Origin of the sequence: Streptomyces racemochromogenes (assembly GCF_039535215.1) — a bacterium.
GTDB lineage: Bacteria > Actinomycetota > Actinomycetes > Streptomycetales > Streptomycetaceae > Streptomyces > Streptomyces racemochromogenes.
Genome location: NZ_BAAAWT010000001.1, coordinates 2445027 through 2471634, shown reverse-complemented (window position 1 = coordinate 2471634; position 26608 = coordinate 2445027). Strand labels below are relative to the sequence as shown.

Sequence of the window (26608 nt, the reverse complement as noted above, 5' to 3'; positions counted from 1 at the left end):
CTACTCCGGGTGGTCCAGGTTCTGGAAGGCGAAGCCGAGGACGCCCGGCAGCAGCACACCGAAGCCGATCAGGCACAGCCACAGCCCCTGCACCACGCCCAGCCCGACCAGCGCGCTCCCGGCCGCCGTCAGCACGGGGTAGGGGCTGCGCGCCGGGAAGAAGGCCCGCCGCCCGCCGGCCTCCCGCACCTCGGCGTCCGCCCGGTCCTCCGGGCGCTCCCCGCCCCGCCGGTACTGCCGCCACAGGAACGCCGCGACCAGCGCCGACATCGCGAAGGACACGCAGAGCGCGGCGATGCCCGCCGGCTCGTCGGACAGCCCCCCGTAGACGGCGGTGGCGGCCCCGAAGAACAGGGCCGTACCGGTGAAGAGCCAGGCCTCACCTCTCAACGGGCACCTCCGGGTGGTGAAGGTCGAAGGCCGGGGACTCCGAACGGATCCGCGGCAGGGCGTGGAAGTTGTGCCGGGGCGGCGGGCAGGAGGTCGCCCATTCCAGGGAGCGGCCCCAGCCCCACGGGTCGTCGACGGCGACCCGCTCCCCGTACCGCTGCGTGCGCCACACGTTGTAGAGGAACGGCAGCGTGGACAGGCCCAGCAGGAAGGCGCCGACCGTGGAGACGGTGTTGAGCAGGGTGAACCCGTCGGCCGCGAGGTAGTCGGCGTACCGGCGGGGCATGCCCGCCTCGCCCAGCCAGTGCTGCACCAGGAAGGTGGTCTGGAAGCCGGTGAACAGGGTCCAGAAGTGGATCCGGCCGAGCCGCTCGTCCAGCATCCGCCCGGTCAGCTTGGGCCACCAGAAGTAGAGCCCGGCGAAGGTGGCGAAGACGATCGTGCCGAAGAGGACGTAGTGGAGGTGGGCGACGACGAAGTAGCTGTCGGTCAGGTGGAAGTCCAGCGGCGGCGAGGCGACCAGCACCCCGGTCAGCCCGCCCAGCAGGAAGGTGACGAGGAACCCGACGGACCACAGCATCGGGGTCTCGAAGGAGAGCGAGCCCTTCCACATGGTCCCGATCCAGTTGAAGAACTTCACCCCCGTCGGCACCGCGATCAGGAACGACAGCAGGGAGAAGAAGGGGAGCAGCACGGCGCCGGTGGCGAACATGTGGTGGGCCCACACGGTGGCGGACAGGCCGGTGATGGCGATCGTCGCCCCGATCAGGGCCACGTACCCGAACATCGGCTTGCGGCTGAAGACCGGCAGGATCTCGCTGACCACGCCGAAGAAGGGCAGGGCCACGATGTAGACCTCGGGATGCCCGAAGAACCAGAACAGGTGCTGCCACAGCAGCGCGCCGCCGTTCGCCGGGTCGAAGACGTGCGCGCCGAACTTGCGGTCCGCCTCCAGGGCCAGCAGGGCGGCGGTGAGCACGGGGAAGGCCAGCAGCGCCAGGATCGAGGTGAACAGCACGTTCCAGGTGAAGACCGGCATCCGGAAGAGCGTCATGCCGGGCGCGCGCAGGCAGATGACCGTGGTGATGAAGTTGACCGCGCCCAGGATCGTGCTGAGCCCCGCCACCGCCAGCCCCATCACCCACAGGTCGGGGCCCGTGCCGGGGGAGAACACCGCCCCGTTGAGCGGGGCGTACGCGAACCAGCCGAAGGCGGCGGCCCCGTCGGCGGTGAGGAACCCGGAGACCACCATCAGCCCGCCGAAGAGGTAGACCCAGTAGGTGAAGGCGTTCAGCCGGGGGAAGGCCACGTCGGGCGCGCCGATCTGGAGCGGCATCACCGCGTTGGCGAAGCCCGTGAAGGTCGGCGTCGCGAACAGCAGCATCATGATCGTGGCGTGGATGGTGAACGCCTCGTTGTACTGCTGGTTCGAGAGGATCTGGAGCCCGGGGCGGGCGAGTTCGGCGCGCATGACCAGGGCGAGGGCGCCGGCGAAGAGGAAGAAGCCGAAGGCCGTCACCAGGTAGAGGTTGCCGATGGTCTTGTGGTCGGTGGTCGTCAGCAGGCGCAGCACCGCGGAGCCCTGCCGCACCCGCCGCTCGGTCTTCCGGGCCGCGTGGTCCACCGCTGTCATCGGGCCTCCAGGGAGCCTCGCCGCCGAGCGTGCACCCCCATGCCCTACCGCCTCCCCGCCCGGCCGCCGCCGCGCCGCGCCGCGTGCGGGGAGCCGGTCCCGCCGACCGGGCGATGCGGTCCGCCGCCCGGACGGGCCGGGACGGGCGACCCGTCCTGGTCCGGGGAGGGGCCGACTCCCGGGGTGGTCCCTGCGCGACTGGCAGTCGATGCCCCGGTTCACCGAGCTCTTCGGCGCCTGCCGGGCCCTGGCCATGGCCGTGGACAAGTGACCGGCTGACGCGGTGCGGGCGTGACGCCCCCGCCCGGCCCGCTCCGCCGGCGGTCAGGCCGTGTCGCCGTGGTGGGCGCGGGTGATCAGGTCCGTGGCGACGTCCAGGGCCGCCAGCCGGGTCTCCTCCGGGTCCCCCTCCACGTGCTGGAGGAACATCATCCCCGCGTGCAGCGTGAACAGGGCGCTCACGCAGCGCACCTGGTCCGCCAGCGGGCCCTCGTCGTTGCGCAGCAGTTCCACCAGGGTGAACAGCCGGCGCTTGACCGTCTCCCCGATGCTCAGCTCCCGCATCGTGGCCTGGTTCTCCTGCATGAAGCGGTACAGCGGAGCGCCCGCCGCCATGGCCTCGCTGTAGCGGCGCAGGATCTCCCGCTTCGTCTCCAGCGTCTTCGGCTGCTCCTGCGCCCACGCGATCAGCTCGTCGATCGGCCGGGTCAGGTCGTCGAAGACGCTGATGATGATGTCTTCCTTGGTCTTGAAGTGGTAGTACAGCGCCGCCTTCGTGACCTCCAGCCGCTCGGCGATCTCCCGGAGCGAGGTCTTCTCGTACCCCTGCTCGGCGAAGAGCTCCAGTGCGACGTCCTGGATGCGCTGGCGCGTGTTGCCACGGCGCGGCTGCTGCGGACTGGTGCTGGACATGGCTCTCCCCGAGTACTTACTTGACGCCCGGCTAGTGACGGGTCTACCTTCCCCAGTGTAGTGAACTAGCCGGGCGGCAAGTAAGTGCCCGGTGCAGTTGCGTGTGGACGGGGAGTGGACATGGCGGAGAACATCAAGGAAGCAGCGGGCGCCGGGGAGGTGAAGCCGCGCAGCGTGCGTGTGGTCCTCATGGCACTCATGATCGCAATGTTGCTCGCCATGCTCGACAACATGATCATCGGTACCGCGATGCCGACCATCGTCGGCGAGCTCGGCGGCCTCGAACACCTCTCCTGGGTGGTCACCGCCTACACGCTGGCCACGGCCGCCTCGACACCGATCTGGGGCAAGATCGGTGACATGTACGGGCGGAAGGGCTCCTTCCTCACCTCGATCATCATCTTCCTCGTCGGCTCCGCGCTCAGCGGCATGGCCCAGGACATGGGCCAGCTCATCGGCTTCCGCGCCGTCCAGGGCCTGGGCGCCGGCGGTCTGATGGTCGGCGTCATGGCGATCATCGGCGACCTGATCCCGCCCCGCGAGCGCGGCAAGTACCAGGGCATGATGGCCGGCGTGATGGCCCTCGCCATGATCGGCGGCCCGCTGGTCGGCGGCACCATCACCGACCACATGGGCTGGCGCTGGTCCTTCTACATCAACCTCCCGCTCGGCGCCGTCGCGCTGGCGATGGTCAGTGCCGTACTGCACCTGCCCAAGAAGAAGTCGCAGGGCAAGATCGACTACATCGGCGCGGCCCTGCTGACCCTCGCCATCACCTCCACCGTCCTCGTCACCACCTGGGGCGGCACCGAGTACGCCTGGGGCTCCGCCGAGATCATCGGCCTGATCGCCGTCGGCGCCCTGTCCATCGCCGCCTTCCTCTACGCCGAGACCAAGGCCGCCGAGCCGGTCATGCCGCTGCACATCTTCCGCAGCCGCAACTTCACCCTCATGTCGGTGATCGGCTTCCTCGTCGGCTTCGCCATGTTCGGCGGCGTGCTCTACCTGCCGCTCTTCCAGCAGTCCGTCCAGGGCGCCTCCGCCACCAACTCCGGCCTGCTGCTCCTGCCGATGCTGCTCTCGATGATGGCCGTCTCGCTCGTCGCGGGCCGGATCACCACCAGCAGCGGCAAGTACAAGGTCTTCCCGATCGTCGGCGGCGCCCTCATGGTCGTCGGGCTCTTCCTGCTCGCCACCATGGACACCGGCACCACCCGCCTGGTCTCCGGCCTCTACATGGCCGTCCTGGGCGCCGGTCTCGGCTTCCTGATGCAGATCACCATGCTGGTCGCGCAGAACAGCGTCGACATGAAGGACATGGGCGTCGCCTCCTCCTCGGCGACCCTCTTCCGCACCCTCGGCGGATCCTTCGGCGTGGCCCTGATGGGCTCCCTGTTCACCTCCCGGGTCACCGACACCATGTCCGAGCGGCTCGGCCCGCAGGCGGCGCAGGCCGCCGGCACCGCCCAGCTGGACGCGGCCAGCCTGGCCAAGCTGCCCGAGGCCGTGCGCGACGCCTACCAGCACGCCGTGGCCGCCGGCACCCACTCGGCGTTCCTGCTGGGCGCGGCCGTCGCCGTACTGGGCTTCGTGCTCGCCTGGTTCGTCAAGGAGGTCCCGCTGCGGGGCGCGGGTCCGGCCCCGGCCGACGGCGGTCCCGCCAAGGCCGAGCAGGCCCCGCAGGACGCCTTCGCGCACTGAGCCGCCGGCCGCCACGGCGTTCGCCGGCGAGGCGGGTGCGGCCCGGGTTCCCCCCGGGCCGCACCCGCCTTTTCGCATGCCCCAACCCGTGTGACAACTGGGGTTATTGAGGCCCAAAGTCCTTATTACCTGGAATTTATTGGGCAATTAGGTGGAACCCCGCCAGGGACCGGGACGTCATGACCCACAGAACCCTTGCAAGGCCGGACGGGGAGTGGACACATGACGAGCACGCAGAAGCACAGCCTCCGGAACCGGATAGCCGTCGGCGCCTCGGCCGCCGCCGTGGCCGCCACCATCTGGGGCGTGACGGCCCTCGTCACCCCGGACGAGGGCCCCGCCGCCCCCCGGACCGGCACCGAATCCCCCGGGGGCGGCAACGGCCCGGGCGCCCAGCCGCCACAGGCCCGGCCGGCCGGGCTGCCCGACAGCATCGCCCACGCCTCCGAATCCGGCGGCAACGCCGTCAACATCACCATCGACGACGGCCCCGACCCCCGCTGGACCCCCCAGGTCCTGCAGGTGCTGGCCGAGCACGACGTCAAGGCCGTCTTCTGCATGATCGGCCCCCAGGCCAAGGCCCACCCCGACCTGGTCAAGAAGGTCGTCGCGGCCGGCCACCGGCTCTGCGACCACTCCATGAGCCACGACACGACCATGGACAAGAAGCCCGTCGCCTACCAGCAGGCCCAGATCCTCGACGCGAAGAAGCTGATCGAGGAAGCCGCCGGCAGCGGCGCCAGGGTCGAGTACTACCGCGCCCCCGGCGGGGCCTTCACCCCCGACAGCCGCCGGATCGCCGCCGCGAACGGCATGCGCCCGCTCGGCTGGAACGTCGACACCAAGGACTTCGGCAAGCCCGGCACCGCCGCCATCGTCGACGCCGTCAAGCGCGAGATCGGCAACGGCCCCACCGTCCTCTTCCACGACGGCGGCGGCGACCGCACGCAGACCGTCGCCGCCCTCGACCAGGTCCTGACCTGGCTGGAGCAGCAGGGCCGGCCCACCGGCTTCCCGGTGCGCACCGCCCCCGACCCCTCCTGACACGCCGCCGGGCGGCGAACGGGTGAGGGTCGGCCGCCCGGCCCCGCCGGGGGTGTTCCCTGGTCGCGCGCGCAGCACAGGACGTACGACGACCACGCACACGACCGGGAGACCCCATGATCAAGCCGGACCAGCTCACCGACCCCGCCGTCCGGGCCTTCGTCACCGCCGTCAACGCGGGCGACCAGGACGCCTTCCGGGCCGTCCTGACCCCCGGCGCGACCATGTCCGACGACGGCTCCGACCGCGACCTGACCGACTGGACGGACCGCGAGATCTTCTCCTCCCGCGGCCACATGTCGGTCGAGAAGCAGACCGACGACGGCCGGTCCCTCGTCGTCTCCTACCGCAACGACACCTGGGGCGAGATGCGCACCGCCTGGCGGTTCACCGTCTCCGACGGCCACATCAGCCGCTTCGAGACCGGCCAGGCCTGAGGGAGTCCTCGCGGCCTAGAGCCCCCGGGCCACCTTCAGCACCGCCGCCGTCAGGCGCCCGTTCTCCGGGGCCAGCCCGCCCGGGAAGCCGAAGCGGCGGCGCGTGTACCCGTACGCGATCCCCGTGACCGGGTCGGCGAAGCCGTTGCCGCCCGCCGCGCCGCAGTGCCCGAAGGCCTCCGGGCCCACCGCGGGCTGGGTCTCGAAGCCCAGCCCGAAGTGGTCCGCCTCCGAGGTCACCCGGTCCTGGCCCGGCGTGTGCAGCCGCGCCACCTCGGCCACCGTCGCCGGCTCCAGCAGCGCGGGCCGGCCGTCCAGCCCGCTGACGGCCGCCGCGTACAGGGCGGCCACCCCGCGCGCCGTCCCGCTGCCGCCCGCCGAGGCCGGGCCGAGGGCCTTGACCTTCGGGTGGTTGGCGTACGCGACCATGTCCATCGGCGGCTCGTGGTGCCAGTTGAAGGCCGTCCTCATCAGCTCGGGCAGCGGCCCGCCCGTCGCCAGCAGCTCCTGCTGCGCGGGCGTCGGCAGCATCTCCAGGACCGGCTTCCAGCGGCCCTCCAGCTCCGCCGGCAGCCCCATGTACAGGTCCAGCCCGTACGGCGCCCGCACCCGCTCCTCGTACACCTCCTGGAGCGAACGGCCCGTGACCCGCCGCACCACCTCGCCCGTCAGCGCGCCGATCACGAACGCGTGGTAGCCGTACGCCGTGCCGGGCTCCCAGTACGGCTCCTGCGCCGCCAGCCGGGCCGCGAGGAACGCGTCGTCCGCGATCTCCTCGTACGAGAAGCCCTCGCCCGTGCTGATCAGCCCGGAACCGTGCGCGACGAGCTGCCGCACCGTCAGCCGCTCCTTGCCGTGCCCGGTGAACTCCGGCCAGTACGCCGACACCGGACGCTCCAGGTCCAGTACGCCCTCCTGCGCCAGCAGCGCGACGACGAGGTGCGCGGCGCCCTTCGTGAGGGAGAAGACCCCGCTCAGGGTGGCCCCGTCGGTGTCCTCGCCGCCCCACAGGTCCACCACGGTCCGCCCGTGGTGGCGCACCGCGAGTTGGGCCTCCGGCGGGTTCGGCTCCGAGGCCACGAACGCCTCGAACTCCTCCCGCACCGTCTCCCAGCCCGCCGCGACCGTTCCGTCAACCGTCATGCCCATGCCATCCCCCGTGGTCGTGCGGGGACCGTTCTTCCCCGTCCGGGCACAGAGAACCAGAGGCGTCCGGAGCGCGTTCCGGCCCGGAACGGAATCTGTCACCTGTGCGTCCGCCGCCCGCTCCGTACGGGTGAACGCGCACACGGCGTCGTTCCGGCCCGCCGCGGGGACCCGTTGGGCCGGTCATGAAGCGCACTCGCACCGCAGCCCTCGCCCTCGCCGCGGCAGCCGCGGCCGTCGCCCCCGCCCTCGGCCAGGCGTCCGCCACCGCCGCCCCGGGCACCGGATACCTCCAGGACCCGGCCGGGGGCGAACACGAGATGAAGTCCCTGTGGACCAAGGACCAGAAGCACAAGCTGGAGGGCCAGGTCCGCTTCCACCCGGGCATCCGGTACGGGACCGTCAGCCGCCCGTCGCACCCCCACGACCCTAGGGGTGAACGCCAGGTCCCCGACCCGGACACGCTCTCCTGGGAACCCTCGTACGAGTTCGCGTGGGCGGTCTCCGACGTCCTGGTGAACAAGGGCCTGACCACCAAGAACGGCACCCACCCGATCGTCGTGCACGCCGTGCTGCGCGACGCGAGGGGGGTCGCGCGGGCGGAGGTGGAGCGGAAGCTGACGGGCCAGCCGGCGACGGGGCGTCAGAAGGTCGCGGGCGGCGAGAGGATCGCGTGCGACACCGGCGAGTACACGGTGGAGTGGTCGCTCACGCGCACCCACTACGGGACGCTGACGGGCAGCCTGCGCTGGGACTCCGGCTGCGAGCGGTACCGCGAGGCGTTCTCCGCGGAGAACGGCAAGGCGTAGCGGGAGGCGGCGCCGGGCGGCGGAGGAACGGGGGAGGAGCAGGGGAGGAGGCCTGCCGCCCCGCGCACCTTGTGGGTGCCCGGCGGGCGACTGGGCCGCGGCCTTGGATCAAGTGCCGACAGCCATTCTGCCGTACGGGATGGGGTCCGGCAGGGAGGCGAAGGTCCCTTGTCGCGGGGGACTTTCAGTGCTTCTTCTTCGAGGCGGCGTTCGCCTTCGAGGCGATGTCCTCCAGGACGGCCTTCGGGTTGCCGCCCGGTTCCAGGGCCCGTCCGATGTTGCGCTTGATGGTGTCGCTGACCGTCACCCAGGCGGGGTCGTTGACCGGGTAGAGCTGGGCGCCGCGCAGGGCCGTCAGGAACTGCTCGTCGTTCTTGTCGAGGCCGCCGCCCGAGGGGGTGCGGGAGGCCGTGACGGTCGAGGGCAGCAGGTGGTAGCGGCCCGCGAAGTCCGACAGGTTCTTGTCCTGGTAGACGAAGTCCAGGAACTTGCCGATCTCCTCGCGCTTGCCGTTCTGCTTGAAGGCCATCATCCAGTCGGCCACGCCCACGGTCGGCGGCTTCTCGCCGGTGCCGAGGTAGTCCGAGACCGGCATGGTCACGGCGCCGACGGTGATGCCCTTGGCGCGCGCCTCGTACGAGAGGGACGGGTAGCCGTTGAGCATGCCGACCTCGCCGCGCAGGAACGCCGCGAAGGCGTCGGCGCGGTTCAGCTGCGCGGGCGGGGTCGGGCCGGTCAGCCCGGGGCCCACCATCTTTTCCTTCAGCCACTTGAAGGTCTCGATGTTCTGGTCCGAGGCGAGGCTGTAGTTGCCGCTGCTGTCGGCGTAGCCGCCGCCGTTGGACAGCTCCCAGATCATGGCCTCCGCGTGCGCCTCCTCGGGGCCCAGTGGCACGGCGAACGGGTACTTCACGCCCTTCGTCTTGAGCGCCTTGGCGGCGGTCTCCAGGTCCGCCCAGCTCTTCGGCTGCCAGGTGGCCGAACCGTCCTTGCCGACGAGGCCGGCGTCCGCGAACAGCTTGGTGTTGTAGAAGAGCAGGCGGCTGCTCGCCACGAAGGGCAGGCCGTAGAGGGTGTTGCCGACCGATCCGGCCTCGGCGAGGGGCTGGAGGAAGTTCGCCTCCGCGCTGATCGAGAGCAGCTCCTCCGCGGAATACAGCTTGCCCTGGGCGGCGAAGTCCGAGTAGGAGCCCATGAGCGCCATGTCCGGAGCCTTCCCGGCGCCGACCATTTTGGAGACCTCGCGGTCGATGTCGGCCCACGGCAGGAGCGTGACCTCGACCTTGATGCCGGGGTTGGCCTTGGTGAAATCGGCCGTCACCTTGTCCCAGAAAGCCTTGGAACTGGTGGCGGGGGTGGTGCCGTATTCGGCCGCGACCAGGCGCAGCGCGTCGCCGCTGCCGCTGCCGGAGGAACTTCCGCAGCCGGACACCGGTATCAGTAGGCCGAACACGGTGGCCGTGGCGGCCGCGCCGAACATTCTTCGTCGCACGAGTGGATACCCCTGATTTTCTTTTGATTCCCGTTATTACTTATGAGTTGCTCCGGGCTGGGGTGTCCCGCCGTGGCCCGTCTGGCCGGAATTCTCTCCCGACGGCGGCCGGCGTGAATGCATTGGGTCGGCACTTGTGTTCATTGCTCCAATCAATGGATTTCCGAATTGTGTTTTCCGATATGGGTGGGGGTGGTGCGACGCGCGTAGACATGCCGAAAAGCCCGTTTCCGGCGGGGAAACGGGCTGGGTGTGATTTCGGGCGCGGCCGCGCGTGCCGCTAGTCGGCGAACTCGCCCGCGTAGGGGTCCGGCTCGCCGGTCTCGGGGTTGCGGCCCTCCTGCCAGCGCCGCTGGGCCTTGCGCCAGTGGACGAAGCTGAGGTGCCCGGCGTCCCAGAAGGTGATGCTCACGGGGCTCACGTCGAACTCGTCGGAGCAGAGCCGCAGCAGGAACTCGGCCATGCCGTACGGGTGGACGGCGAAGGCGTCCGCGGTGTGCCGGCCGGCGACCAGCACCGGCCAGCGGTCCGGGTCCGGGTCGGTGGTGAGCCAGCACAGGATGTCGGAGCCGCCGGTGACGCCCCAGGCGATGATCGACTCCGGGTCCACGTCGAAGGCGGCCCGGCCGCCCCCGGCCTCCCAGAGCTGCCGCGCGTTGGCGGTCTCCTCGGCCATCTCGGCCGGGTCCCACTGGAGTCCGGGCTTGGGCAGCGGGAGCAGCACGCTGGCCTCGCCGTTGATGGACCCGGCCCCGTAACGCCCCATGAACGCCACGAAGTCGGAGGGGAAGCGGGTGCCCCAGACGGCCTCCGCCGCCTGCCAGTCGATGTCCTCGTCGGCGCCGTGCGTCGCCGGCATGATCTGCTCCAGCGCCTTGATCCGCGCGTTCTCCGTCATGCCGCTCCCCTGAGACCCCAGCCCAACCGCCCCAACCTACCGCCCCGTGCCGGGAGGTCCACCCGCTGAGACGGTCACCGCGCTGCCCCGTGTGAGACCCCAGCGGGCCATGGCCCCCGCCTCGGCCTCCAGCACGTGCCGGGCGCGGAGCCGGGGCAGGCCGAGGCGGCCCGGGGGCATGGTGGTCAGCGCGATCACGCGCATCCGGCGGTCGAGGTAGGCCACGTCGATCGGGAACCGCATCCGGAAGGTGTGCACGCTCGCGGCGGGCGTCAGCAGCAGCGCCCCCTCGACCCCGTCGCGGCCCAGCAGGCCGCGGGTGCGGGCCCGGTAGGAGGCGGCGACCTCCAGGGGGACGGGGGTGCCGCCGACGAGGAGGGTGCCGGTGCCGTCCCTGTACGCCATGGGGACACCCTAGGGGTCCGTCTCCCCGCCCCGCCCTCCGCCCGTTCCCCGGGGCTCCGCCCCGGCCCCCCTGGGAACTCCGCCCCCAGACCCCCGCGCCTCAAACTCCCCCAGCTACCGCTGGGAGGTGCCCCCAGGCGGGGCTGGAATTCGCTGCGCGAATCCAGCCCGCACGGCTCCTTCAGCCCCGCCGGCGTTTGAGGCGCGGGCGCGGTAGCGCCGTGTCTTGAGCCGCGCCCGGCGACTGAGGGCGAGAACGGTTGAAGGGCGGGTAGGGGACCTTGCCCCGCGCAGCGGTCGGCGCGCCGGGCGGGGCGGGGTTGGGTCCTCGGGCCCGTGTTCGGGGCCGCCGACCGGCCTAACGTCGGCGGATGGGCACCATCGTGATCACCCTCGCCGCCGCGTACGGCGCCGCCGCCGGCCTGGCGCTGCCCCGAGCGGCGTACCGCCTCTCGGTGCAACCCGGCGAGCCCTGGCGCGGCCACCGCCTGGCCGGGTGGCGGGGGTGGCTGGGGGCCGCCCCCGGGGGCGGGGTCAGGCCCGGTCCGGCGCTCCTCACCGCGGCCGTCTGCGCGGCGCTCGCGGCGGCCGCCGGCCCCCGTCCCGAGGCGGTGGTGTTCGTCGTGCTCGCGCCCCTGCTCGTGCTGCTGTCCCTCGTCGACCTCGCCGTGCACCGGCTGCCCGACGTGCTCACCCTCCCCCTGGCCGCGGCCTGCGCCGCCCTGCTCGGTGCCGCCGCGCTGCTGCCCGGCGCCGCCGGGTCCTGGCGGCTCGCGCTGCTGGGCGGGCTCGCGCTCGGGGCCTCGTACCTCGTGCTGTTCCTGATCAACCCCGCCGGGATGGGGCTGGGCGACGTCAAGCTGGCGCTCGCCCTGGGGGTCGCTCTTGGGTGGTACGGGTGGGGGGTATGGGCGGCCGGGGCGTTCCTGGGGCTGCTCTACGGCGCCGTATACGGCCTCGGCCTGGTGCTGGGCGGCCGCGCGGGCCGTGACCAGGGGTTCGCGTTCGGCCCCTTCATGGCCGCCGGAGCCCTCACCGGAGTGCTGCTGGGCGGATTCGGAGCGTAATCGTTTTGCGGCAATGCACGCAGGACGCTTTACGAAGGGTTATGGTGGAACCCCCCCCTCGGGCCGGTCCGTATCCCCCCCACGGACCGGCCCGTTTTTCTTTCCACCCGCCCTCAGGGAAAAAGCGCAGGTCAGCCGCGCTGGGCCCAGATGTTGGTGCCGGGGGTGGACACCGCGAAGGAGTCGATCTCCTTCAGCTCCTGCTCCGTGAGCGGCGCACCGGCCAGTGCGGCCACGTTCTCCTCCAGCTGCTTCACGCTCGACGCGCCGATCAGCGCGGAGGTCATCCGCTCGTCGCGCAGCACCCAGGTCAGCGCCAGCTGGGCCAGCGACTGGCCGCGGCGGGCCGCGATCTCGTTCAGGCCGCGCAGCCGGCGCACCACGTCCTGCGACAGCAGCTCCGGGTTCAGGGACTTGCCCGCGGCCGCCCGGGAGTCCTCCGGGATGCCCTGGAGGTACTTGCCGGTGAGCATGCCCTGCGCGAGCGGCGCGAAGGAGATGCAGCCCATGCCGGCCTCCTCCAGGGTGTCCAGCAGCGCGTCCTCCTCCGTCCAGCGGTTGATCATGGAGTACGAGGGCTGGTGGATCAGCGGGCGCACGCCCATGTCCGTCAGGATCCGGGCGGCCTCGGCCGTCTGCGCCGCCGTGTACGAGGACACGCCGACGTACAGCGCCTTGCCCTGCTGGACCGCGGACGCGAGCGCGCCCATGGTCTCCTCCAGCGGGGTGTGCGGGTCGAAGCGGTGCGAGTAGAAGACGTCGACGTAGTCCACGCCCATCCGCTTCAGCGAGGCGTCGAGGGAGCCGAGGAGGTACTTGCGGCTGCCCCATTCGCCGTACGGGCCGGGGTGCATGAAGTAGCCGGCCTTGGTGGAGAGCACCAGCTCCTCGCGGTAGGGCGCGAAGTCCTGGGCGAAGATCTTTCCGAAGTTCAGCTCGGCGGAACCGGGTGGCGGGCCGTAGTTGTTGGCCAGGTCGAAGTGGGTCACGCCGAGGTCGAAGGCGCGGCGCAGGATGGCGCGCTGGGACTCCAGGGACCGGTCGTCCCCGAAGTTGTGCCAGAGGCCCAGGGAGATGGCGGGGAGCTTGAGGCCGCTGCGACCCGTGCGCCGGTAGGGCATGGAGTCGTATCGCGAGGGCTCTGCCCGATAGGGATTGTTATCAGTCACGTTGTCCTTGCTATCACGGACCTGTGACCGACCGAGTTGGGTACCCGATCCCGACGCGCAGTAGTGTGGCGGACTCGGGGGAGACCGCAATTGGCACGGGGGCATTGCACGGAGGGGCTCGAAGATCGTGAAGCTGCGCGACCTGGTGTACAGGCTCTATGCACGCCGGGTGGAAGGCCGCCTCGACCATGACGCGTCGCCCAAGCACATCGGCGTCATCCTGGACGGGAACCGGCGCTGGGCGAAGGCCTCCGGAGGCACGACGGAGCAGGGCCACCAGGCCGGCGCCGACAAGATCTCCGAGATGCTCGGCTGGTGCACCGAGACGGACGTCGAGGTCGTCACCCTGTGGATGCTCTCCACGGACAACCTGGACCGGCCGGAGGTCGAGCTCCGGCCGCTGCTCAACATCATCGAGAACACGGTCCGGGGCCTCGCCGAGGACGGCCGCTGGCGCGTCCACCACGTGGGCAACCTGGACATCCTGCCCGCGCGGACCCAGACGGTGCTGAAGGAGGCCGAGCAGGCCACCCACGACGTCGACGGGATACTGGTCAACGTCGCCGTCGGCTACGGCGGCCGCCAGGAGATCGCCGACGCGGTCCGCTCGCTCCTGCTGGAGCACGCCGAGAAGGGCACCTCCTTCGAGGAGCTCGCCGAGGTCCTGGACATCGACCACATCGCGGAGCACCTCTACACCCGCGGTCAGCCCGACCCCGACCTGGTGATCCGCACCAGCGGCGAGCAGCGGCTCTCCGGGTTCATGCTCTGGCAGAGCGCCCACTCGGAGTACTACTTCTGCGAGGTCTTCTGGCCGGCCTTCCGCAAGGTCGACTTCCTGCGCGCCCTGCGCGACTACGCCGCCCGCCACCGGCGGTACGGCACCTGACCGGAAGACACCCCCCGCCCCCTCGGCCTCCCGCGAACCCTTCACCAGGGGTTCACCGAGCGTCCGTCATATGCCATGGCATGGCACCGCACGTTCGAGGGCATAACCCAGGCAGGTCGACGCCCGATCCACGGGTGTCGAATCTCAGCGGACGGCACAGGGCCGTCCGCCCGGGAGGCCCTTTGCACCAGGACGCGCGTGCGGTTCGCACGGACGGATTGGAGGGCCGGAACTCGGCCCTGGCAATGGCGCCGATGACCGGTCCGGTCTTCATGGCCCGACCTCTTCCGAGGGGGTACGTCCTTCCGTGGTGACCAGCACAAAGCGCCGCCTGCCCGACAGGCGGACCTACGTCCTCGACACCAGCGTCCTGCTGGCCGACCCCAACGCGTTCTCCCGCTTCGACGAGCACGAGGTCGTGCTCCCGATCGTGGTGATCACCGAGTTGGAGGCAAAGAGGCACCATCCCGAACTCGGCTACTTCGCCCGTCAGGCCCTGCGCCTGCTCGACGACTTCCGGGTCCGCTACGGTCGCCTCGACGCCCCCATCCCGCTGGGAGATCTGGGCGGCACCCTGCGCGTCGAGCTCAACCACTCCGACCCCGGCGTCCTGCCGGCGGGCTTCCGGCTCGGGGACAACGACTCGCGGATCCTCGCGGTCGCCCGCAACCTCCAGGCCGAGGGCTACGACGTCACGGTCGTCTCGAAGGATCTCCCGCTGCGCATCAAGGCCTCCTCCGTGGGGCTGCTCGCCGAGGAGTACCGCGCGGAGCTCGCCATCACCGATGCCGGCTGGACCGGCATGAGCGAGATCGCCCTGTCGGGGGAGCAGGTGGACCTCCTCTACTCCGAGGAACGGCTCCACGTCCCGGAGGCCGCGGAACTGCCCGTGCACACCGGGCTGGTCCTCCAGTCGGAGCGGGGCAAGGCCCTGGGCCGCGTCACGGCCGACGGCAACGTGCGGCTCGTACGGGGTGACCGCGAGGCCTTCGGGCTGCACGGGCGCAGCGCCGAGCAGCGCATCGCCCTGGACCTGCTCCTCGACCCCGAGATCGGGATCATCTCGATGGGCGGCCGGGCCGGCACCGGAAAGTCGGCGCTGGCGCTGTGCGCGGGCCTGGAAGCGGTGCTGGAGCGGAGGCAGCACCAGAAGGTCATGGTCTTCCGCCCGCTGTACGCGGTCGGCGGCCAGGAGCTCGGCTACCTGCCGGGCGACCAGGCGGAGAAGATGAGCCCCTGGGCGCAGGCGGTCTTCGACACCCTCTCGGCGGTCGCCGGGCGCGAGGTCATCGAGGAGGTGCTCGGGCGCGGGATGCTGGAGGTCCTGCCGCTCACCCACATCCGCGGCCGTTCGCTGCACGACGCGTTCGTCATCGTGGACGAGGCCCAGTCCCTGGAGCGCAACGTCCTGCTGACCGTTCTGTCCCGGATCGGGGCCAATTCGCGGGTCGTTCTCACCCATGACGTGGCCCAGCGCGACAATCTGCGCGTCGGCCGGTACGACGGAGTGGTCGCCGTCGTTGAGAAGCTGAAGGGGCATCCGCTCTTCGCCCACGTGACGCTGACCCGCTCCGAGCGCTCCCCGATCGCCGCACTGGTGACGGAGATGCTGGAGACCCTCTAGGAGGGAACGGGGTAAAACCCCCATAGCGGGACGGTCAGTTGGCGCCGCCCGGCAAAGGCGCAGAGCCTAGCCGGGCGGCGCCCTGCTGCACAGGAGTTTTCCCGAATCACCGGCATCGCAGCAGGTGTGACCTTTCACACGCAACGTGGAATTGCCTTGCGGCGTCGAGGTCCGGCAGAGTCTGGTTTCCGTCAGGCCCCGCATACGGCACACCTGTATCTCCGTTGAGATGCGCGCAGTACGAACAACTCCACAGCCGATGTCCGTATGCCGCCCGGTACAGCCGGCAGCCCCCGGAAGGGAGTTGCCCACGGGCCCGTGTCTCCGGTGACCTCAACACCACGGAGACCAGTGTCGAGGGGCACTCTCGCGGCCGCGCGGTCACTGCGGACGCTGCTGGAAGGACACCGTGTGAGCCGGATCTCGGTCCGGGGGTTCGCAGTGGCTTCGGCCACCGCGGTCACCACCGTCGGCGCAGTCGTGGGCGTCGCCACTGGCGACGCCGCCTCCAACGACATCGAGACGACCGCTTCCGGCGCGACTCTCCTCACCGACCTGCCGGCCGGTGAGCAGGCCCAGGTCCAGAGCGCCACCCTGGCGCAGCAGGCCGACACCCTCGCCCACGCCGCCGACACCGACGCCAAGCGTTCGGTGGAGGAGGCCGCCCGCATCCAGGCCGCCGAGGACGCCAAGTCCAAGAAGGCCGAGGCGGAGAAGGCCGAGGCCGAGAAGGCGAAGAAGGCGGAGGCCGACGCCAAGCTCAAGGAGCAGCGCGAGGGCGAGGGCGAGATCGCCAGCCGCTCCGCGGCCCGCGACGCCGGCGACTTCCCGGTCCAGGGCTCCTACACGGTCGCCCAGGTCAAGGACATCGCCCGGCAGCTGGTCCCGGCGGGCCAGTTCCAGTGCTTCTCGAACATCATCAACCAGGAATCCACCTGGAACTACAAGGCCGTCAACTCCTCCTCGGGAGCCTACGGTCTGGTCCAGGCGCTCCCCGGTTCGAAGATGGCCTCGGCCGGATCCGACTGGCGCACCAACCCGGCCACGCAGATCAAGTGGGGCCTCGGCTACATGAACGAGCGCTACGGCAGCCCGTGCAGCGCCTGGAGCTTCCACCAGGCCAACGGCTGGTACTAGAGCCCCGGCATAGGGCCCGCGCACAACCTCGGGGAACCCCGCACCGTCCGACGGTGTGGGGTTCCTCGCGTGTACGGTCGTGCGAGGCGTCACCACTGGGCGGGGGAAAGGAACGACATGGCGAAGAGGGCAGGCTGGCTGGGCCGGCTCGGCAGCAGACTGAGCCGGATGGAGGCGGCCCTGGACGAACGGCGGGCCGAGGTCGAGGCCGAGGCCGCCGGGGAACCGCCGCTGCCCGCCTCCACTTCCGCCTCTTCCGCCTCCGCCCCGGCGGCGGAACCGGCCGCCGTGGACCCGGCCGCTCCCGCGGCGCTCCGGACGCCCGCGCGGCCCGACCCGGTGACCGTCATCCCGTGGGGGGTGCGGGTCGCCGCCGAGGCGAGCTGGCGGCTGCTGATGCTCGCCGGGATGCTCTGGGTCCTGATGAAGGTGATCAGCGAAGTCCGGCTGGTCGTCCTCGCCTTCGCCGCCGCCCTGCTCGTCACCGCGCTGCTCCAGCCGTTCGTGGTGCGGCTGCGTAGGCTCGGCCTGCCGCGCGGGCTCGCCACGGCCGTCACGGCGATCCTCGGCTTCGTCATCATCGGGCTGGTCGGCTGGTTCGTGGTCTGGCAGGTCATGGAGAACCTCGACGACCTCTCCAACCGGCTCCGCGAGGGCATCAACGAGCTCAAGAGCTGGGCCCTGGACAGTCCGTTCCACGTGACCGAGAAGCAGATCAACGACATCGCGAAGAACCTCAGCGAGACGATCGGCACCAACACCGAGGAGATCACCTCCGCCGGCCTCCAGGGCGTGACGGTCCTCGTCGAGGTGCTGACGGGCATGCTGCTCGCGATGTTCTCGACGCTCTTCCTGCTCTACGACGGCAAGAGGATCTGGACCTGGGTGCTGGGCCTCGTCCCGGCCGCCGCCCGCCCCGGCGTGGCGGGCGCGGGCCCGCGCGCCTGGCGCACGCTGACCGCGTACGTGCGCGGCACGGTGCTCGTCGCGCTGATCGACGCCGTGTTCATCGGCCTCGGCCTGTACTTCCTCGACGTGACGATGGCCGTGCCGCTGGCCGTGTTCATCTTCCTGTTCGCCTTCATCCCGCTCGTCGGCGCCGTGATCTCCGGGGCGCTCGCCGTGGTGGTGGCGCTGGTGACGCAGGGGCCCGTCATCGCGCTCGCGGTGCTGGGCGTGGTGCTGGCGGTGCAGCAGATCGAGGGGCACGTGCTCCAGCCCTTCATCCTCGGCCGGGCCGTACGGGTCCACCCTCTCGCGGTGGTGCTCGCGGTGGCGGCCGGCGGGATGGTCGCGGGCATCGGCGGAGCCGTCGTCGCGGTGCCGCTGGTGGCCGTCACCAACACCGTGGTGGTCTACCTGAGGGCCTACTCGCGCGAGCGGCACCACGCGGCCGCCGCCACGGGTCCGGGCCCGCACGGGGCCACGGCGGTGCGGGCCGCCGCGCTGGAGGCCGGGGATGATCAGCGAGCCTGAGCTCGACGGGGACTGGGCCGGCGCCTCCCCGGCCGAACTCGCGGGCCCGCCCGCACGACCCGGCCGGGAGGGGCGCGGCCGCGCCCCGTGGGTGTGGGCCCTGGGCGGGGCCGTGCTGGCCTCCGCCGTGTGGGCCGGGGTGCTCGTCGTGCAGGAACGTCACGCCGCCGCGGGGCCGCCGATCGCGTACCGGCACAGCGAGCAGCTGTGCGGCGAGGTCCCGTTGAAGGCCGTGGGGGCGGTGCTCGGCGGCATGGGCGTGGGCATGCCGAGCCACGGCGAGAGCCCGGCGCTGGACTGGTCCCACTGCTTCTCCACCGGGGGCCGGGAGGACCGCCCCTTCACCCATGACGCGCAGGTGCAGGTCGAACTGCACAAGAAGACCGACCCGCAGGCGGAGTTCGGGCACGGGCCCGCCGTCAACCCGTACCTGAGGTCCCCGTCCGTGGAGCCCCAGCTGGTCCCCGGCCTCGGCGAGCGGGCGGTGTTCACCGGGGAGGACGCCGCGCCCCGGCTCCAGGTGCTCGACGGCGGGGCCGTCCTCACCATCAGGGTCCAGTGGTGGCCGGGCGAGGACGGCGAGGGCGGCGACCTCGACGAGAACGCCGTCAAGGCGGCGATGGTCGAGGACATGCGCGCACTGATGGCCCGGCTGCGCGAGAAGTGACCCGCGAACGCGCGGTGCCCCCGCCGCCCGGAAGGGCTGCGGGGGCACCGCGGTGCTCGGGAGCACCCCTGGGGGCGGCTACTCGGCGGCCAGGGCCGCCTCCGCGTCGAGGGTGACGGCGACGGCCTGGATCACCGAGGCGATCTTGAAGGCCTCCTGGACCGTCTCGCGGTCGACGCCCGCCTTGCGCAGGACCTGCTCGTGCGAGTCCAGGCACTGGCCGCAGCCGTTGATCGCGGAGACCGCGAGCGACCACAGTTCGAAGTCGACCTTCTCCACGCCCGGGTTGCCGATGACGTTCATCCGCAGGCCCGCGCGCAGCGTGCCGTACTCCGGGTCGGAGAGCAGGTGGCGCGTCCGGTAGAAGACGTTGTTCATCGCCATGACCGCGGCCGCGGACTTGGCGGCGTTGTACGCCTCCGGGGACAGCGCGGCCTTGGCCTCCGGCTCCAGCTCACGCAGGACGCGCGGGGAGCGGGCGGCGATCGCGCAGGACAGGACGGTGCCCCACAGCTGCTGCTGGGTCAGGGTGTCCTGGTTGCCGATGACCGAACCGAGGTTCAGCTTCAGGTCCTTGGCGAAGTCCGGTATGGCCGACTTCAGGGTGTCGAGGGACATCCGTCACTCACCGGCCAGCAGGGCGCCGGCGTTCAGGGTGTCGTCGCCCTTGTTCCAGTTGCAGGGGCACAGCTCGTCGGTCTGCAGGGCGTCGAGGACCCGCAGGACCTCCTTGGGGTTACGGCCCACGGAACCGGCGGTCACCATGGCGAACTGGATCTCGTTGTTCGGGTCGACGATGAAGACCGCGCGCTTGGCGAAGCCGTCCTCGCCCTCGACGCCGCAGGCCTGCATCAGGTCGTGCTTGACGTCGGCCAGCATCGGGAAGGGCAGGTCACGCAGGTCGGCGTGGTCCTTGCGCCAGGCGTGGTGGACGTACTCGGAGTCGCCGGAGACGCCGAGGATCTGTGCGTCGCGGTCCGCGAACTCGTCGTTCAGCTTGCCGAACGCGGCGATCTCGGTCGGGCAGACGAAGGTGAAGTCGGCGGGCCAGAAAAACACCACGCGCCACTTGCCCTCGTAGGACTTGTGGTCGATCTGCGCGAACTGCTTGTCGGCGTCGAGAGAGACGCAGGCGGTCAGATCGTAGGTGGGGAACTTGTCACCGACAGTGAGCACACTGACTCCTTGCAGAGCGGAAAGGGACCCTTTTGGGGGCTTTCCGAAGGGGTTGGACGGTCTCACATGCTGGCACAGCGACATTGATCGCGGAAATCGCAAAGGCCGGTCGCGCTGATCAGGCTTGCCTATCAATGCGGGTTCAGCCGCCGCAGAAGGTCCTGGCGGCCAGCGCGGCACCGTTCGCGTAGCCCCGCTGGTAGTCCGCGTCGAGGGAGCGCAGGTCGTTCGGCGGCTCGGCGCCGCAGTCCGCCTTCACCGCCGCGAAGCCCTTCCTGAAACCCTTGTCGTACTGAGCGTCCCCGTCCGCCCCGGCGACCCGCTCGCCCTCCGGGGCCCGGGCGCCGGCCGTGACCGCGTACGACGCGGCCGCGGGCGCGTCCGGTACGGCGTGGGCCGCGGCCACCGGCCCCAGGAGCAGCGGTGCGGCCGCCAGCGGGGCCAGCACGGCGGTCCGCGAGAGCCTGTTCATGATCGCCTCCCGGGCGCGGGCCCCGGCCGGGCCCTCCTCGCCCTGCCTCCACTCTCACGCGCCACGGCGCGGCCCGCAGCGCACACGGCCTAGGCTGGTGGCGGGTGATCGGAGGTACCTATCAGTGGCTGTCGGCAACAGGGGGGCGAAGCAGGCGACGCTCGCACAGCTGCGGGCGTTCGCCGCCGTCGCCGAGCACCTGCACTTCCGGGACGCGGCCGCGGCCATCGGCATGAGCCAGCCCGCGCTCTCCGGCGCCGTCTCCGCACTGGAGGAGGCCCTCGGCGTCCAGCTGCTGGAGCGCACCACCCGCAAGGTGCTGCTCTCCCCGGCCGGCGAGCGCATCGCGGCCCGGGCCCGCACGGTCCTCGACGCCATGGGCGGGCTGCTGGAGGAGGCCGAGGCCGTACGGGCCCCCTTCACCGGGATCATGCGGCTCGGGGTAATCCCCACGGTCGCCCCCTACCTGCTGCCGACCGTGCTCGGGCTCTTCCACCGGCGCTACCCCCGGATGGACCTCCAGGTGCACGAGGAGCAGACCTCCTCGCTGCTGGAGGGGCTGTCCGGCGGGCGGCTCGACCTGCTGCTGCTCGCCGTGCCGCTCGGCGTCCCCGGGGTCACCGAACTGCCCCTCTTCGACGAGGACTTCGTCCTGCTCGCGCCCCGCGAGCACCCGCTCGCCGGGCGCCGCGACATCCCGCGCGGGGAACTGCGCGACCTGCGGCTGCTGCTGCTCGACGAGGGGCACTGCCTGCGCGACCAGGCCCTCGACATCTGCCGCGAGGCGGGCCGGGCCGACGGTGCGGCCGTCACCACGACCGCCGCCGGGCTGTCCACCCTCGTACAACTGGTCGCCGGGGGACTGGGCGTGACCCTGTTGCCGCGCACCGCGCTGCGGCTGGAGACCGCGCGCAACGAGTACCTGGCCACCGGTTACTTCGCCGAGCCCGCGCCCTCGCGGCGGATCGCGCTGGCCATGCGGACGGGGACCGCCCGGCAGGAGGAGTTCCGGGCCATCGCGGCGGCGCTGCGCGAAGCCGTACGCCCGCTCCCGGTCTGGCCGGCGGAGTAGGACGTACGGCTCCGCGCGCTACTCCGTACGCAGTCCGTCCGGGCGCATCATGCGCAGCAGCGGCGGCAGGCTCAGCAGGGTGACCGCCGCGACCAGCCCCGCGCCGGTGCCGGTCAGCAGGAGCACCTGGCTCCACTCGACCCGCACCGGGACGTGCGCCATGCCCATCAGCACCGCGCCCAGCCCGATGCCGACGCCCGCCGCCACGGCCAGCCCGAGGGCCACGGGCAGGGCCGTCTGCCAGAGCACCGACAGGCACAGCGTCGAGCGCCTGGTCCCGAAGGCGACCAGGGCCGCGAGCAGCCTCCCGCGCTCGCGCAGCTGCTCCAGCTGGCCGACCAGCAGGCTGGTGCCGATCAGGAGCAGGACCCCGGTCGCGCCGAAGAACAGCCCGGCTCGGATGCCGGAGAAGGCGCGGTCCTCCTGTGTGGACCGCAGGGTCATCGCCGTGGCCAGCGGGTCCGCCTGGAAGGCGGCGGTGCGCACCCGCTCCAGCGCGTCCGGCACGGAGTCGTCGAGCTGTACGTAGACCTGCGCGAACTGGGCGCGCCCCATGTCCTTGGGAGCGGCGGAGGGGGTGGCCAGCAGGCCGGTGCGGAGCGCGCCCGTCGGGTCCTCTCGGGGGCGGACGGTACGGGCGTCGGCCGGGACGGTCCACTCGACGGTCTTCCCGCCCAGGCGGGCCGACTCGTCGGCGGAGATCCTGACGTCGCCGGCGAAGACGCGGTCCCCGGGCGCGGGGGCCCCCTCCAGCGGGCCGCCGGCGAGGACGAAGACGTCACCGTCCCGGCAGGGACCGAGCTCCGCGACCTCGGCGAGCGCCTGGCAGCTGCCGATGGTCAGGTCGGGCGAGCCGGGGGAGGGGACCTGCCGGGCGACGCCCACGGTGTTCAGCGGGACGGCGCGGGTGACGCCCGGGGTCCCGGCGATCCGGCGGCCGACGTCCTCGAGACGGGACTCGGTGCCGCCGTGCAGCATGACCGCGACGGAGGCCCGGGACGGGTCCTGCCCGGTCTCCTCGGTGACGGCGCCCGCGACGCCCGAGAAGAGCATCTGGAGGGCGATGGCCCCGGCGACGGCCACGGCGATGCCGTTGACGAGGCGGGCGGAGGGACCGCCGGCGACCTGGAGGCGGCGGACCGCGAGCTGCCAGGAGACGGGCCCGGCGCCCAGCCGGCCGACGCAGCGTTCCAGCAGCCAGGGGAGCAGGGCGGTGACCCCGACCAGCAGCAGCACCACGCCCCCGCCGACCTGCCACTGGTTGAACCGGCCGCCGCCGTCGCCGCGGCCCGCCAGCGGCAGGAGCAGCCCGAGCCCGCCGAGCGGCAGCAGCAGCCGCCACCACACGCGGCGTCCGCGCGGCGTCGCCGTCCGCAGGACGCCCAGCGGCTCGATGACGACCCCGCGCAGCGTGAACAGGGTCACGGCCACGGCCGCGGCCGGCACGGCGAGGGCCACCAGGGCGACCAGCCCCGGCGCGGGGGTCAGGTCGGCCGGGAAGACGCTGCGCCCGCTCAGGGAGAGGGAGCCGGCCAGCCGGCGGCCGGCCAGGAAGAACGCGGAGCCCAGCAGCAGCCCGGCCACCGCTCCGGCCAGCGCCTCGCCGGCCGCGATCCGGCGGACCGTCCGCCCGTCGGCGCCGACCAGGCGCAGCGCGGCGAGCCGCTGGTCGCGCCGCTCCCCGCCGGAGCGGACGGCGGCCGCGATGAACACGGCGACCGGCAGCAGCAGGGCGACGAAGGTCAGCAGGACGGTGAGCATCAGCACCGGGCTGAGCTCCGGGCGCCTGGGATCGGGTGCGAAGCCGGTGACGCGCTGGACGCGGAGCTCGCCCGGTCCGGTCGCGGGGAGGTCGTCGGCGCCCCGGTAGAAGGCGAGCTCGGCCGGCCCCGTCAGGCCGGCGTCGCCGATGACGGCGCCGATCCGGCCGTCGAGGCGTTCGCGCAGCAGCGCGCCCCCGGGTGAGCGCAGCAGCTCGCGCAGGGCGGGGGAGACGACCAGTTCACCGGGGGCGGGGAAGGCCTTCAGGCCCGGCGGGAGCGGGGCGTCGGGGCCCTCCGGCTCCAGCAGCCGGCCCTCGATGTCCTGGCCGCGGTACGTCATGTCGGCGCGGGCTATCAGCAGGGTGTCGCGGCCGGGCGCCGCGGCCGTGGGGGCGCCCAGGAGGGAGCGGGCGTCGCCGCGCTGTCCGCGGGCGGCGAGCGCGCCCGGGACGGCCGTGCCGATCAGCAGCAGGGCGACGCCGAGGCCGACGCCGACGCCGGTGAAGAGGGTGCGCAGCCACCCTTCGCGGCCGCCGCCGAAGGCGAACCGCACGCCCATGGAGAGGTCCCGGGACCATACGAGGGCCTTGCCGGGCGCGCTCATACGACCGGCTCCATGTCGCGGGAGCGGCCGTCGCGCACGACGATCTCGCGGTCGGAGTACGCGGCGACGCGGGTCTCGTGCGTGACGAGGACGACGGCGGTGTTCGCCGACCGGGCGGCCTCGGTGAGGAGCTGCATCACCAGCTCGCCGTTGAGGGAGTCCAGGGCGCCCGTGGGCTCGTCCGCGAAGATCACCCGGGGTCCGGTGACCAGGGCCCGGGCCACGGCCACCCGCTGGCCCTGGCCGCCGCTGACCTCGCCGGGTCGCTTGGCGGCGAGGTCCTCGACCTGGAGCCGCTCCATCCAGCGCAGCGCGGTCGCCTCGGCCTCCTTGCGCCGGGTGCCGGCCAGGCGCAGCGGAAGGGCCACGTTCTCCACGCAGGTCAGCTCGGGGACGAGCTGGCCGAACTGGAAGACGAAGCCGAACTCGCCGCGGCGCAGGGCGCTGCGCTCGGCGTCGTTCATGGAGTTCAGCTCGCGGCCGTTGTAGGTGACGGTGCCGGAGTCGGGGGTGACGATCCCGGCGAGGCAGTGCAGCAGCGTCGACTTGCCGGAGCCCGAGGGGCCCATGACGGCGACGACCTCGCCGGGGTGGATGGAGAACCCGGCGCCGTCCAGGGCCCTGGTGGGCCCGTACGACTTGCGCAGGTCCGCGGCGGCGAGCAGGGTGCCGGCCGGGGTCATCGGCGTACCTCCCGGGCGAGCTGGTCGAGTCGGGCGGCGGTGAGCTCCAGCCAGCGCAGGTCGGCCTCCAGGTGGAACAGCGCGTGGTCGCAGACCAGCTGGTCGGCGATGTCGCCCTTGCGCTTGCGCTGGGTCAGGATGCGCATCAGCCGGAGGTGCTCGGCGCGCTGGGTGTCGAGGAGCTCGTTGGCGCTGCGGTGGGTGAGCAGCGCCAGGACCACCTTGGTGTACAGGGTCGACTGGAGGTACGGCTCGGGTTTCTCGGGCTGCGAGAGCCAGTGCTCGACGTCGGTGACGCCGGCGTCGGTGATCGCGTACCGCTTGCGTTCGGGACCGCCGCCGCTCTCGACCCCGTCGACCTCGACGAGGCCGTTCTTCAGGAGCCGGGACATGGTCGAGTAGACCTGCCCGTAGGCGAGGGGGCGGTCGTGGCCGAAGGTCTCGTCGAAGGCGCGCTTGAGGTCGTAGCCGTGGCGCGGGCCGGCCTCGAGGAGGCCGAGCAGGGTGTGGCCGATGGACATGGCGGCGACTATACATGGTGTGTATACGCACGGTGTATAGACGGCTGACGTGTGGATGTGCGGCGCGGGCGTGCCGAAGGCCCGCCGACGGGGAGTCGACGGGCCTTCGGTACGGGCAGCGGGCTTGCGGGCACACGGCCTCGCGGGCTTGCGGGCTCAGGAGTCCGGTGCGTTGCGGGGGCGGCCGCGCGGGGGGATCGGGGCGGCGCCGCCGGGGAGCCGGCCCGCCTCGGACAGGGCCCTGCGCAGCAGGAACTCGATCTGCGCGTTCGTGCTGCGCAGCTCCTCGCCGGCCCAGCGCGCGAGGGCGTCGTAGACCTGCGGGTCGAGCCGCAGCAGCACCTGCTTGCGCGCCTGCCGGGCCGCCCGGGCGGGCTGGCCCTCGGCCGGGCCCGGGGCGGGACCGGAACCCTGGCCGGCGCCGGAACCCGCACCGGAACCCTGGCCCTGGGGCCCGCCGGGGCGGGGAGCGGCGGCGGGGGTCACTGGTAGAGGGTGCCCGTGTTGATGACCGGCGTGGCCGCGCGGTCGCCGCAGAGCACCACCATCAGGTTGGAGACCATGGAGGCCTTGCGCTCCGGATCCAGGTCCACGATGTCCTCCTCGGCCAGCCGGGTCAGGGCGAGCTCCACCATGCCCACCGCGCCCTCGACGATCTGCTTGCGGGCCGCCACGACCGCGCCCGCCTGCTGGCGCTGGAGCATCGCGGAGGCGATCTCCGGAGCGTACGCGAGATGCGTGAAGCGGGACTCGATGATCTCCACGCCCGCCGCCTCGACCCGGGTCGCCAGCTCGGCCGCGAGCTTCTCGGTGATCTCCTCGGCGTTCCCGCGCAGCGACAGGCCGCCCTCGTCGTGGGCGTCGTAGGGGTACTCGATGGCGATGTGCCGGACCGCCGCCTCGGTCTGGGTCTCGACGAACTCGGTGAAGTCCTCGACCTCGAAGACGGCGCGCGCGGTGTCGGCGACCTTCCACACCACGACCGCCGCGAGCTCGATCGGGTTGCCGTAGGCGTCGTTGACCTTGAGGACGGCCGTCTCGTGGTTGCGCACCCGGGTGGAGATCTTCTGGCGCGAGGTCAGCGGGTTGACCCAGCGCAGTCCGTCCGTGCGGACCGTGCCCCGGTAGCGGCCGAACAGCTGGACCACCCGGGCCTCGCCCGGGGCCACCGTGTTGAGGCCGGCCATCGCGAGGATCGAGCCGAGGAACAGCAGGAAGCCCAGCGGGATCAGGGCCGCCTTGGCCGCCGTCGCGTCCGACGCGGCGGCGAGCGCCAGCAGGCCCGCCCCGGCCGCCACGCCGGCCAGCCCGAGCAGCAGGGCGGGGCCGCCGCCGACGCTGCGCGCCGTGAACTCCCGTACCGCACTCGGTCGCGCGTCCGCTGTGTTCGTCATGGAATGCCCCCGTTTGGTCAGTTGTGT

General features: G+C 72.1%; 27 protein-coding genes. 11 read left to right on the top strand and 16 right to left on the bottom strand.

Annotated features, from left to right (window positions below; translation table 11 throughout):
* The 3 genes from ctaF to ABD973_RS11115 all read right to left on the bottom strand — a co-directional run bounded on the left by ctaF (position 1) and on the right by ABD973_RS11115 (position 2935).
* Complete coding sequence (gene ctaF / locus ABD973_RS11125) at positions 1–390, bottom strand: aa3-type cytochrome oxidase subunit IV (RefSeq protein WP_125597520.1); 390 nt, start codon at positions 388–390, stop codon at positions 1–3.
* A complete protein-coding gene (gene ctaD, locus ABD973_RS11120; protein ID WP_125597517.1) occupies positions 380–2023 on the bottom strand; it encodes an aa3-type cytochrome oxidase subunit I in 1644 nt (547 codons plus the stop codon). Before ctaD ends, ctaF begins: the two co-directional genes overlap by 11 nt.
* A 324-nt stretch (positions 2024–2347) precedes the next feature.
* Positions 2348–2935, bottom strand: a complete 588-nt coding sequence (locus ABD973_RS11115) for a TetR/AcrR family transcriptional regulator (RefSeq protein WP_125822313.1) — start codon at positions 2933–2935, stop codon at positions 2348–2350.
* Positions 2936–3055: 120 nt separating this feature from the next.
* Between ABD973_RS11115 and ABD973_RS11110 the strand changes: the two genes are divergently transcribed.
* From ABD973_RS11110 to ABD973_RS11100, 3 genes are all read left to right on the top strand, one after another.
* Positions 3056–4636, top strand: a complete 1581-nt coding sequence (locus tag ABD973_RS11110; protein ID WP_345500036.1) for an MDR family MFS transporter — start codon at positions 3056–3058, stop codon at positions 4634–4636.
* Between the two features lie 222 nt (positions 4637–4858).
* Complete coding sequence (locus tag ABD973_RS11105; RefSeq protein WP_125822315.1) at positions 4859–5680, top strand: polysaccharide deacetylase family protein; 822 nt, start codon at positions 4859–4861, stop codon at positions 5678–5680.
* A gap of 116 nt (positions 5681–5796) precedes the next feature.
* Complete coding sequence (locus tag ABD973_RS11100) at positions 5797–6117, top strand: nuclear transport factor 2-like protein (RefSeq protein ID WP_125597504.1); 321 nt, start codon at positions 5797–5799, stop codon at positions 6115–6117.
* Positions 6118–6132: 15 nt separating this feature from the next.
* Here ABD973_RS11100 and ABD973_RS11095 read toward each other — a convergent pair whose 3' ends face one another.
* Complete coding sequence (locus ABD973_RS11095; protein ID WP_125597501.1) at positions 6133–7260, bottom strand: serine hydrolase domain-containing protein; 1128 nt, start codon at positions 7258–7260, stop codon at positions 6133–6135.
* 188 nt (positions 7261–7448) lie between these two features.
* Between ABD973_RS11095 and ABD973_RS11090 the strand changes: the two genes are divergently transcribed.
* Entirely contained in the window at positions 7449–8072 is a 624-nt protein-coding gene (locus ABD973_RS11090) for a hypothetical protein (protein WP_125822316.1), read from the top strand.
* A 184-nt stretch (positions 8073–8256) separates the two neighbouring features.
* Here the strand turns inward: ABD973_RS11090 and ABD973_RS11085 are convergent, their stop codons facing one another.
* The 3 genes from ABD973_RS11085 to ABD973_RS11075 form a co-directional block, all read right to left on the bottom strand.
* The gene (locus tag ABD973_RS11085; RefSeq protein ID WP_125824145.1) at positions 8257–9552 is read right to left on the bottom strand and encodes an extracellular solute-binding protein; all 1296 of its coding nucleotides are present in this window, start codon (positions 9550–9552) and stop codon (positions 8257–8259) included.
* A 292-nt stretch (positions 9553–9844) separates the two neighbouring features.
* Positions 9845–10462 (bottom strand): SMI1/KNR4 family protein, encoded by a 618-nt coding sequence (locus ABD973_RS11080; protein ID WP_007266244.1) that lies wholly within the window; start codon positions 10460–10462, stop codon positions 9845–9847.
* A 36-nt stretch (positions 10463–10498) separates the two neighbouring features.
* Entirely contained in the window at positions 10499–10867 is a 369-nt protein-coding gene (locus ABD973_RS11075; RefSeq protein ID WP_345500035.1) for a DUF192 domain-containing protein, read from the bottom strand.
* Between the two features lie 371 nt (positions 10868–11238).
* Between ABD973_RS11075 and ABD973_RS11070 the strand changes: the two genes are divergently transcribed.
* Complete coding sequence (locus ABD973_RS11070; RefSeq protein ID WP_125822318.1) at positions 11239–11934, top strand: prepilin peptidase; 696 nt, start codon at positions 11239–11241, stop codon at positions 11932–11934.
* A 131-nt stretch (positions 11935–12065) separates the two neighbouring features.
* On the opposite strand, the gene mgrA is transcribed toward ABD973_RS11070, so the two are convergent.
* Positions 12066–13103, bottom strand: coding sequence for an L-glyceraldehyde 3-phosphate reductase (gene mgrA, locus ABD973_RS11065; RefSeq protein ID WP_345500034.1), 1038 nt, complete (start codon positions 13101–13103; stop codon positions 12066–12068).
* Positions 13104–13230: 127 nt separating this feature from the next.
* Between mgrA and ABD973_RS11060 the strand changes: the two genes are divergently transcribed.
* The 5 genes from ABD973_RS11060 (at position 13231) to ABD973_RS11040 (ending at position 18896) form a co-directional block, all read left to right on the top strand.
* Positions 13231–13992, top strand: coding sequence for an isoprenyl transferase (locus ABD973_RS11060; RefSeq protein WP_125601088.1), 762 nt, complete (start codon positions 13231–13233; stop codon positions 13990–13992).
* A gap of 307 nt (positions 13993–14299) precedes the next feature.
* Complete coding sequence (gene phoH2, locus ABD973_RS11055; protein WP_125822320.1) at positions 14300–15616, top strand: RNA 5'-3' helicase PhoH2; 1317 nt, start codon at positions 14300–14302, stop codon at positions 15614–15616.
* Positions 15617–16027: 411 nt separating this feature from the next.
* The gene (locus ABD973_RS11050) at positions 16028–16753 is read left to right on the top strand and encodes an aggregation-promoting factor C-terminal-like domain-containing protein (protein ID WP_125601094.1); all 726 of its coding nucleotides are present in this window, start codon (positions 16028–16030) and stop codon (positions 16751–16753) included.
* A 117-nt stretch (positions 16754–16870) separates the two neighbouring features.
* Positions 16871–18229 (top strand): AI-2E family transporter, encoded by a 1359-nt coding sequence (locus ABD973_RS11045; RefSeq protein ID WP_125822321.1) that lies wholly within the window; start codon positions 16871–16873, stop codon positions 18227–18229.
* Complete coding sequence (locus ABD973_RS11040; RefSeq protein ID WP_345500033.1) at positions 18213–18896, top strand: hypothetical protein; 684 nt, start codon at positions 18213–18215, stop codon at positions 18894–18896. The genes ABD973_RS11045 and ABD973_RS11040 overlap by 17 nt, the downstream gene beginning before the upstream one ends.
* 78 nt (positions 18897–18974) lie before the next feature.
* Here ABD973_RS11040 and ABD973_RS11035 read toward each other — a convergent pair whose 3' ends face one another.
* From ABD973_RS11035 to ABD973_RS11025, 3 genes are all read right to left on the bottom strand, one after another.
* The gene (locus tag ABD973_RS11035) at positions 18975–19514 is read right to left on the bottom strand and encodes an alkyl hydroperoxide reductase (RefSeq protein WP_125601103.1); all 540 of its coding nucleotides are present in this window, start codon (positions 19512–19514) and stop codon (positions 18975–18977) included.
* 3 nt (positions 19515–19517) lie between these two features.
* A complete protein-coding gene (locus ABD973_RS11030) occupies positions 19518–20072 on the bottom strand; it encodes a peroxiredoxin (protein WP_007266254.1) in 555 nt (184 codons plus the stop codon).
* A gap of 142 nt (positions 20073–20214) precedes the next feature.
* Entirely contained in the window at positions 20215–20544 is a 330-nt protein-coding gene (locus ABD973_RS11025; protein WP_345500032.1) for a hypothetical protein, read from the bottom strand.
* Positions 20545–20668: 124 nt separating this feature from the next.
* On the opposite strand from ABD973_RS11025, the gene ABD973_RS11020 reads away from it, so the two are divergent.
* Positions 20669–21616 carry a hydrogen peroxide-inducible genes activator gene (locus ABD973_RS11020; RefSeq protein ID WP_125601109.1) on the top strand — a complete coding sequence of 316 codons (948 nt, stop codon included), beginning with the start codon at positions 20669–20671 and terminating at the stop codon, positions 21614–21616.
* A gap of 18 nt (positions 21617–21634) precedes the next feature.
* On the opposite strand, the gene ABD973_RS11015 is transcribed toward ABD973_RS11020, so the two are convergent.
* From ABD973_RS11015 to ABD973_RS10995, 5 genes are all read right to left on the bottom strand, one after another.
* Positions 21635–23983, bottom strand: coding sequence for an FtsX-like permease family protein (locus tag ABD973_RS11015; RefSeq protein ID WP_345500031.1), 2349 nt, complete (start codon positions 23981–23983; stop codon positions 21635–21637).
* Positions 23980–24666, bottom strand: coding sequence for an ABC transporter ATP-binding protein (locus tag ABD973_RS11010; RefSeq protein ID WP_125822325.1), 687 nt, complete (start codon positions 24664–24666; stop codon positions 23980–23982). The genes ABD973_RS11015 and ABD973_RS11010 overlap by 4 nt, the downstream gene beginning before the upstream one ends.
* Positions 24663–25187, bottom strand: coding sequence for a PadR family transcriptional regulator (locus ABD973_RS11005; protein ID WP_125601119.1), 525 nt, complete (start codon positions 25185–25187; stop codon positions 24663–24665). The genes ABD973_RS11010 and ABD973_RS11005 overlap by 4 nt, the downstream gene beginning before the upstream one ends.
* Before the next feature lie 156 nt (positions 25188–25343).
* Positions 25344–25673, bottom strand: coding sequence for a type II toxin-antitoxin system antitoxin (locus ABD973_RS34750; protein ID WP_125822326.1), 330 nt, complete (start codon positions 25671–25673; stop codon positions 25344–25346).
* Positions 25670–26581, bottom strand: coding sequence for an SPFH domain-containing protein (locus ABD973_RS10995; RefSeq protein WP_125822327.1), 912 nt, complete (start codon positions 26579–26581; stop codon positions 25670–25672). The genes ABD973_RS34750 and ABD973_RS10995 overlap by 4 nt, the downstream gene beginning before the upstream one ends.
* Positions 26582–26608: the final 27 nt, after the last annotated feature.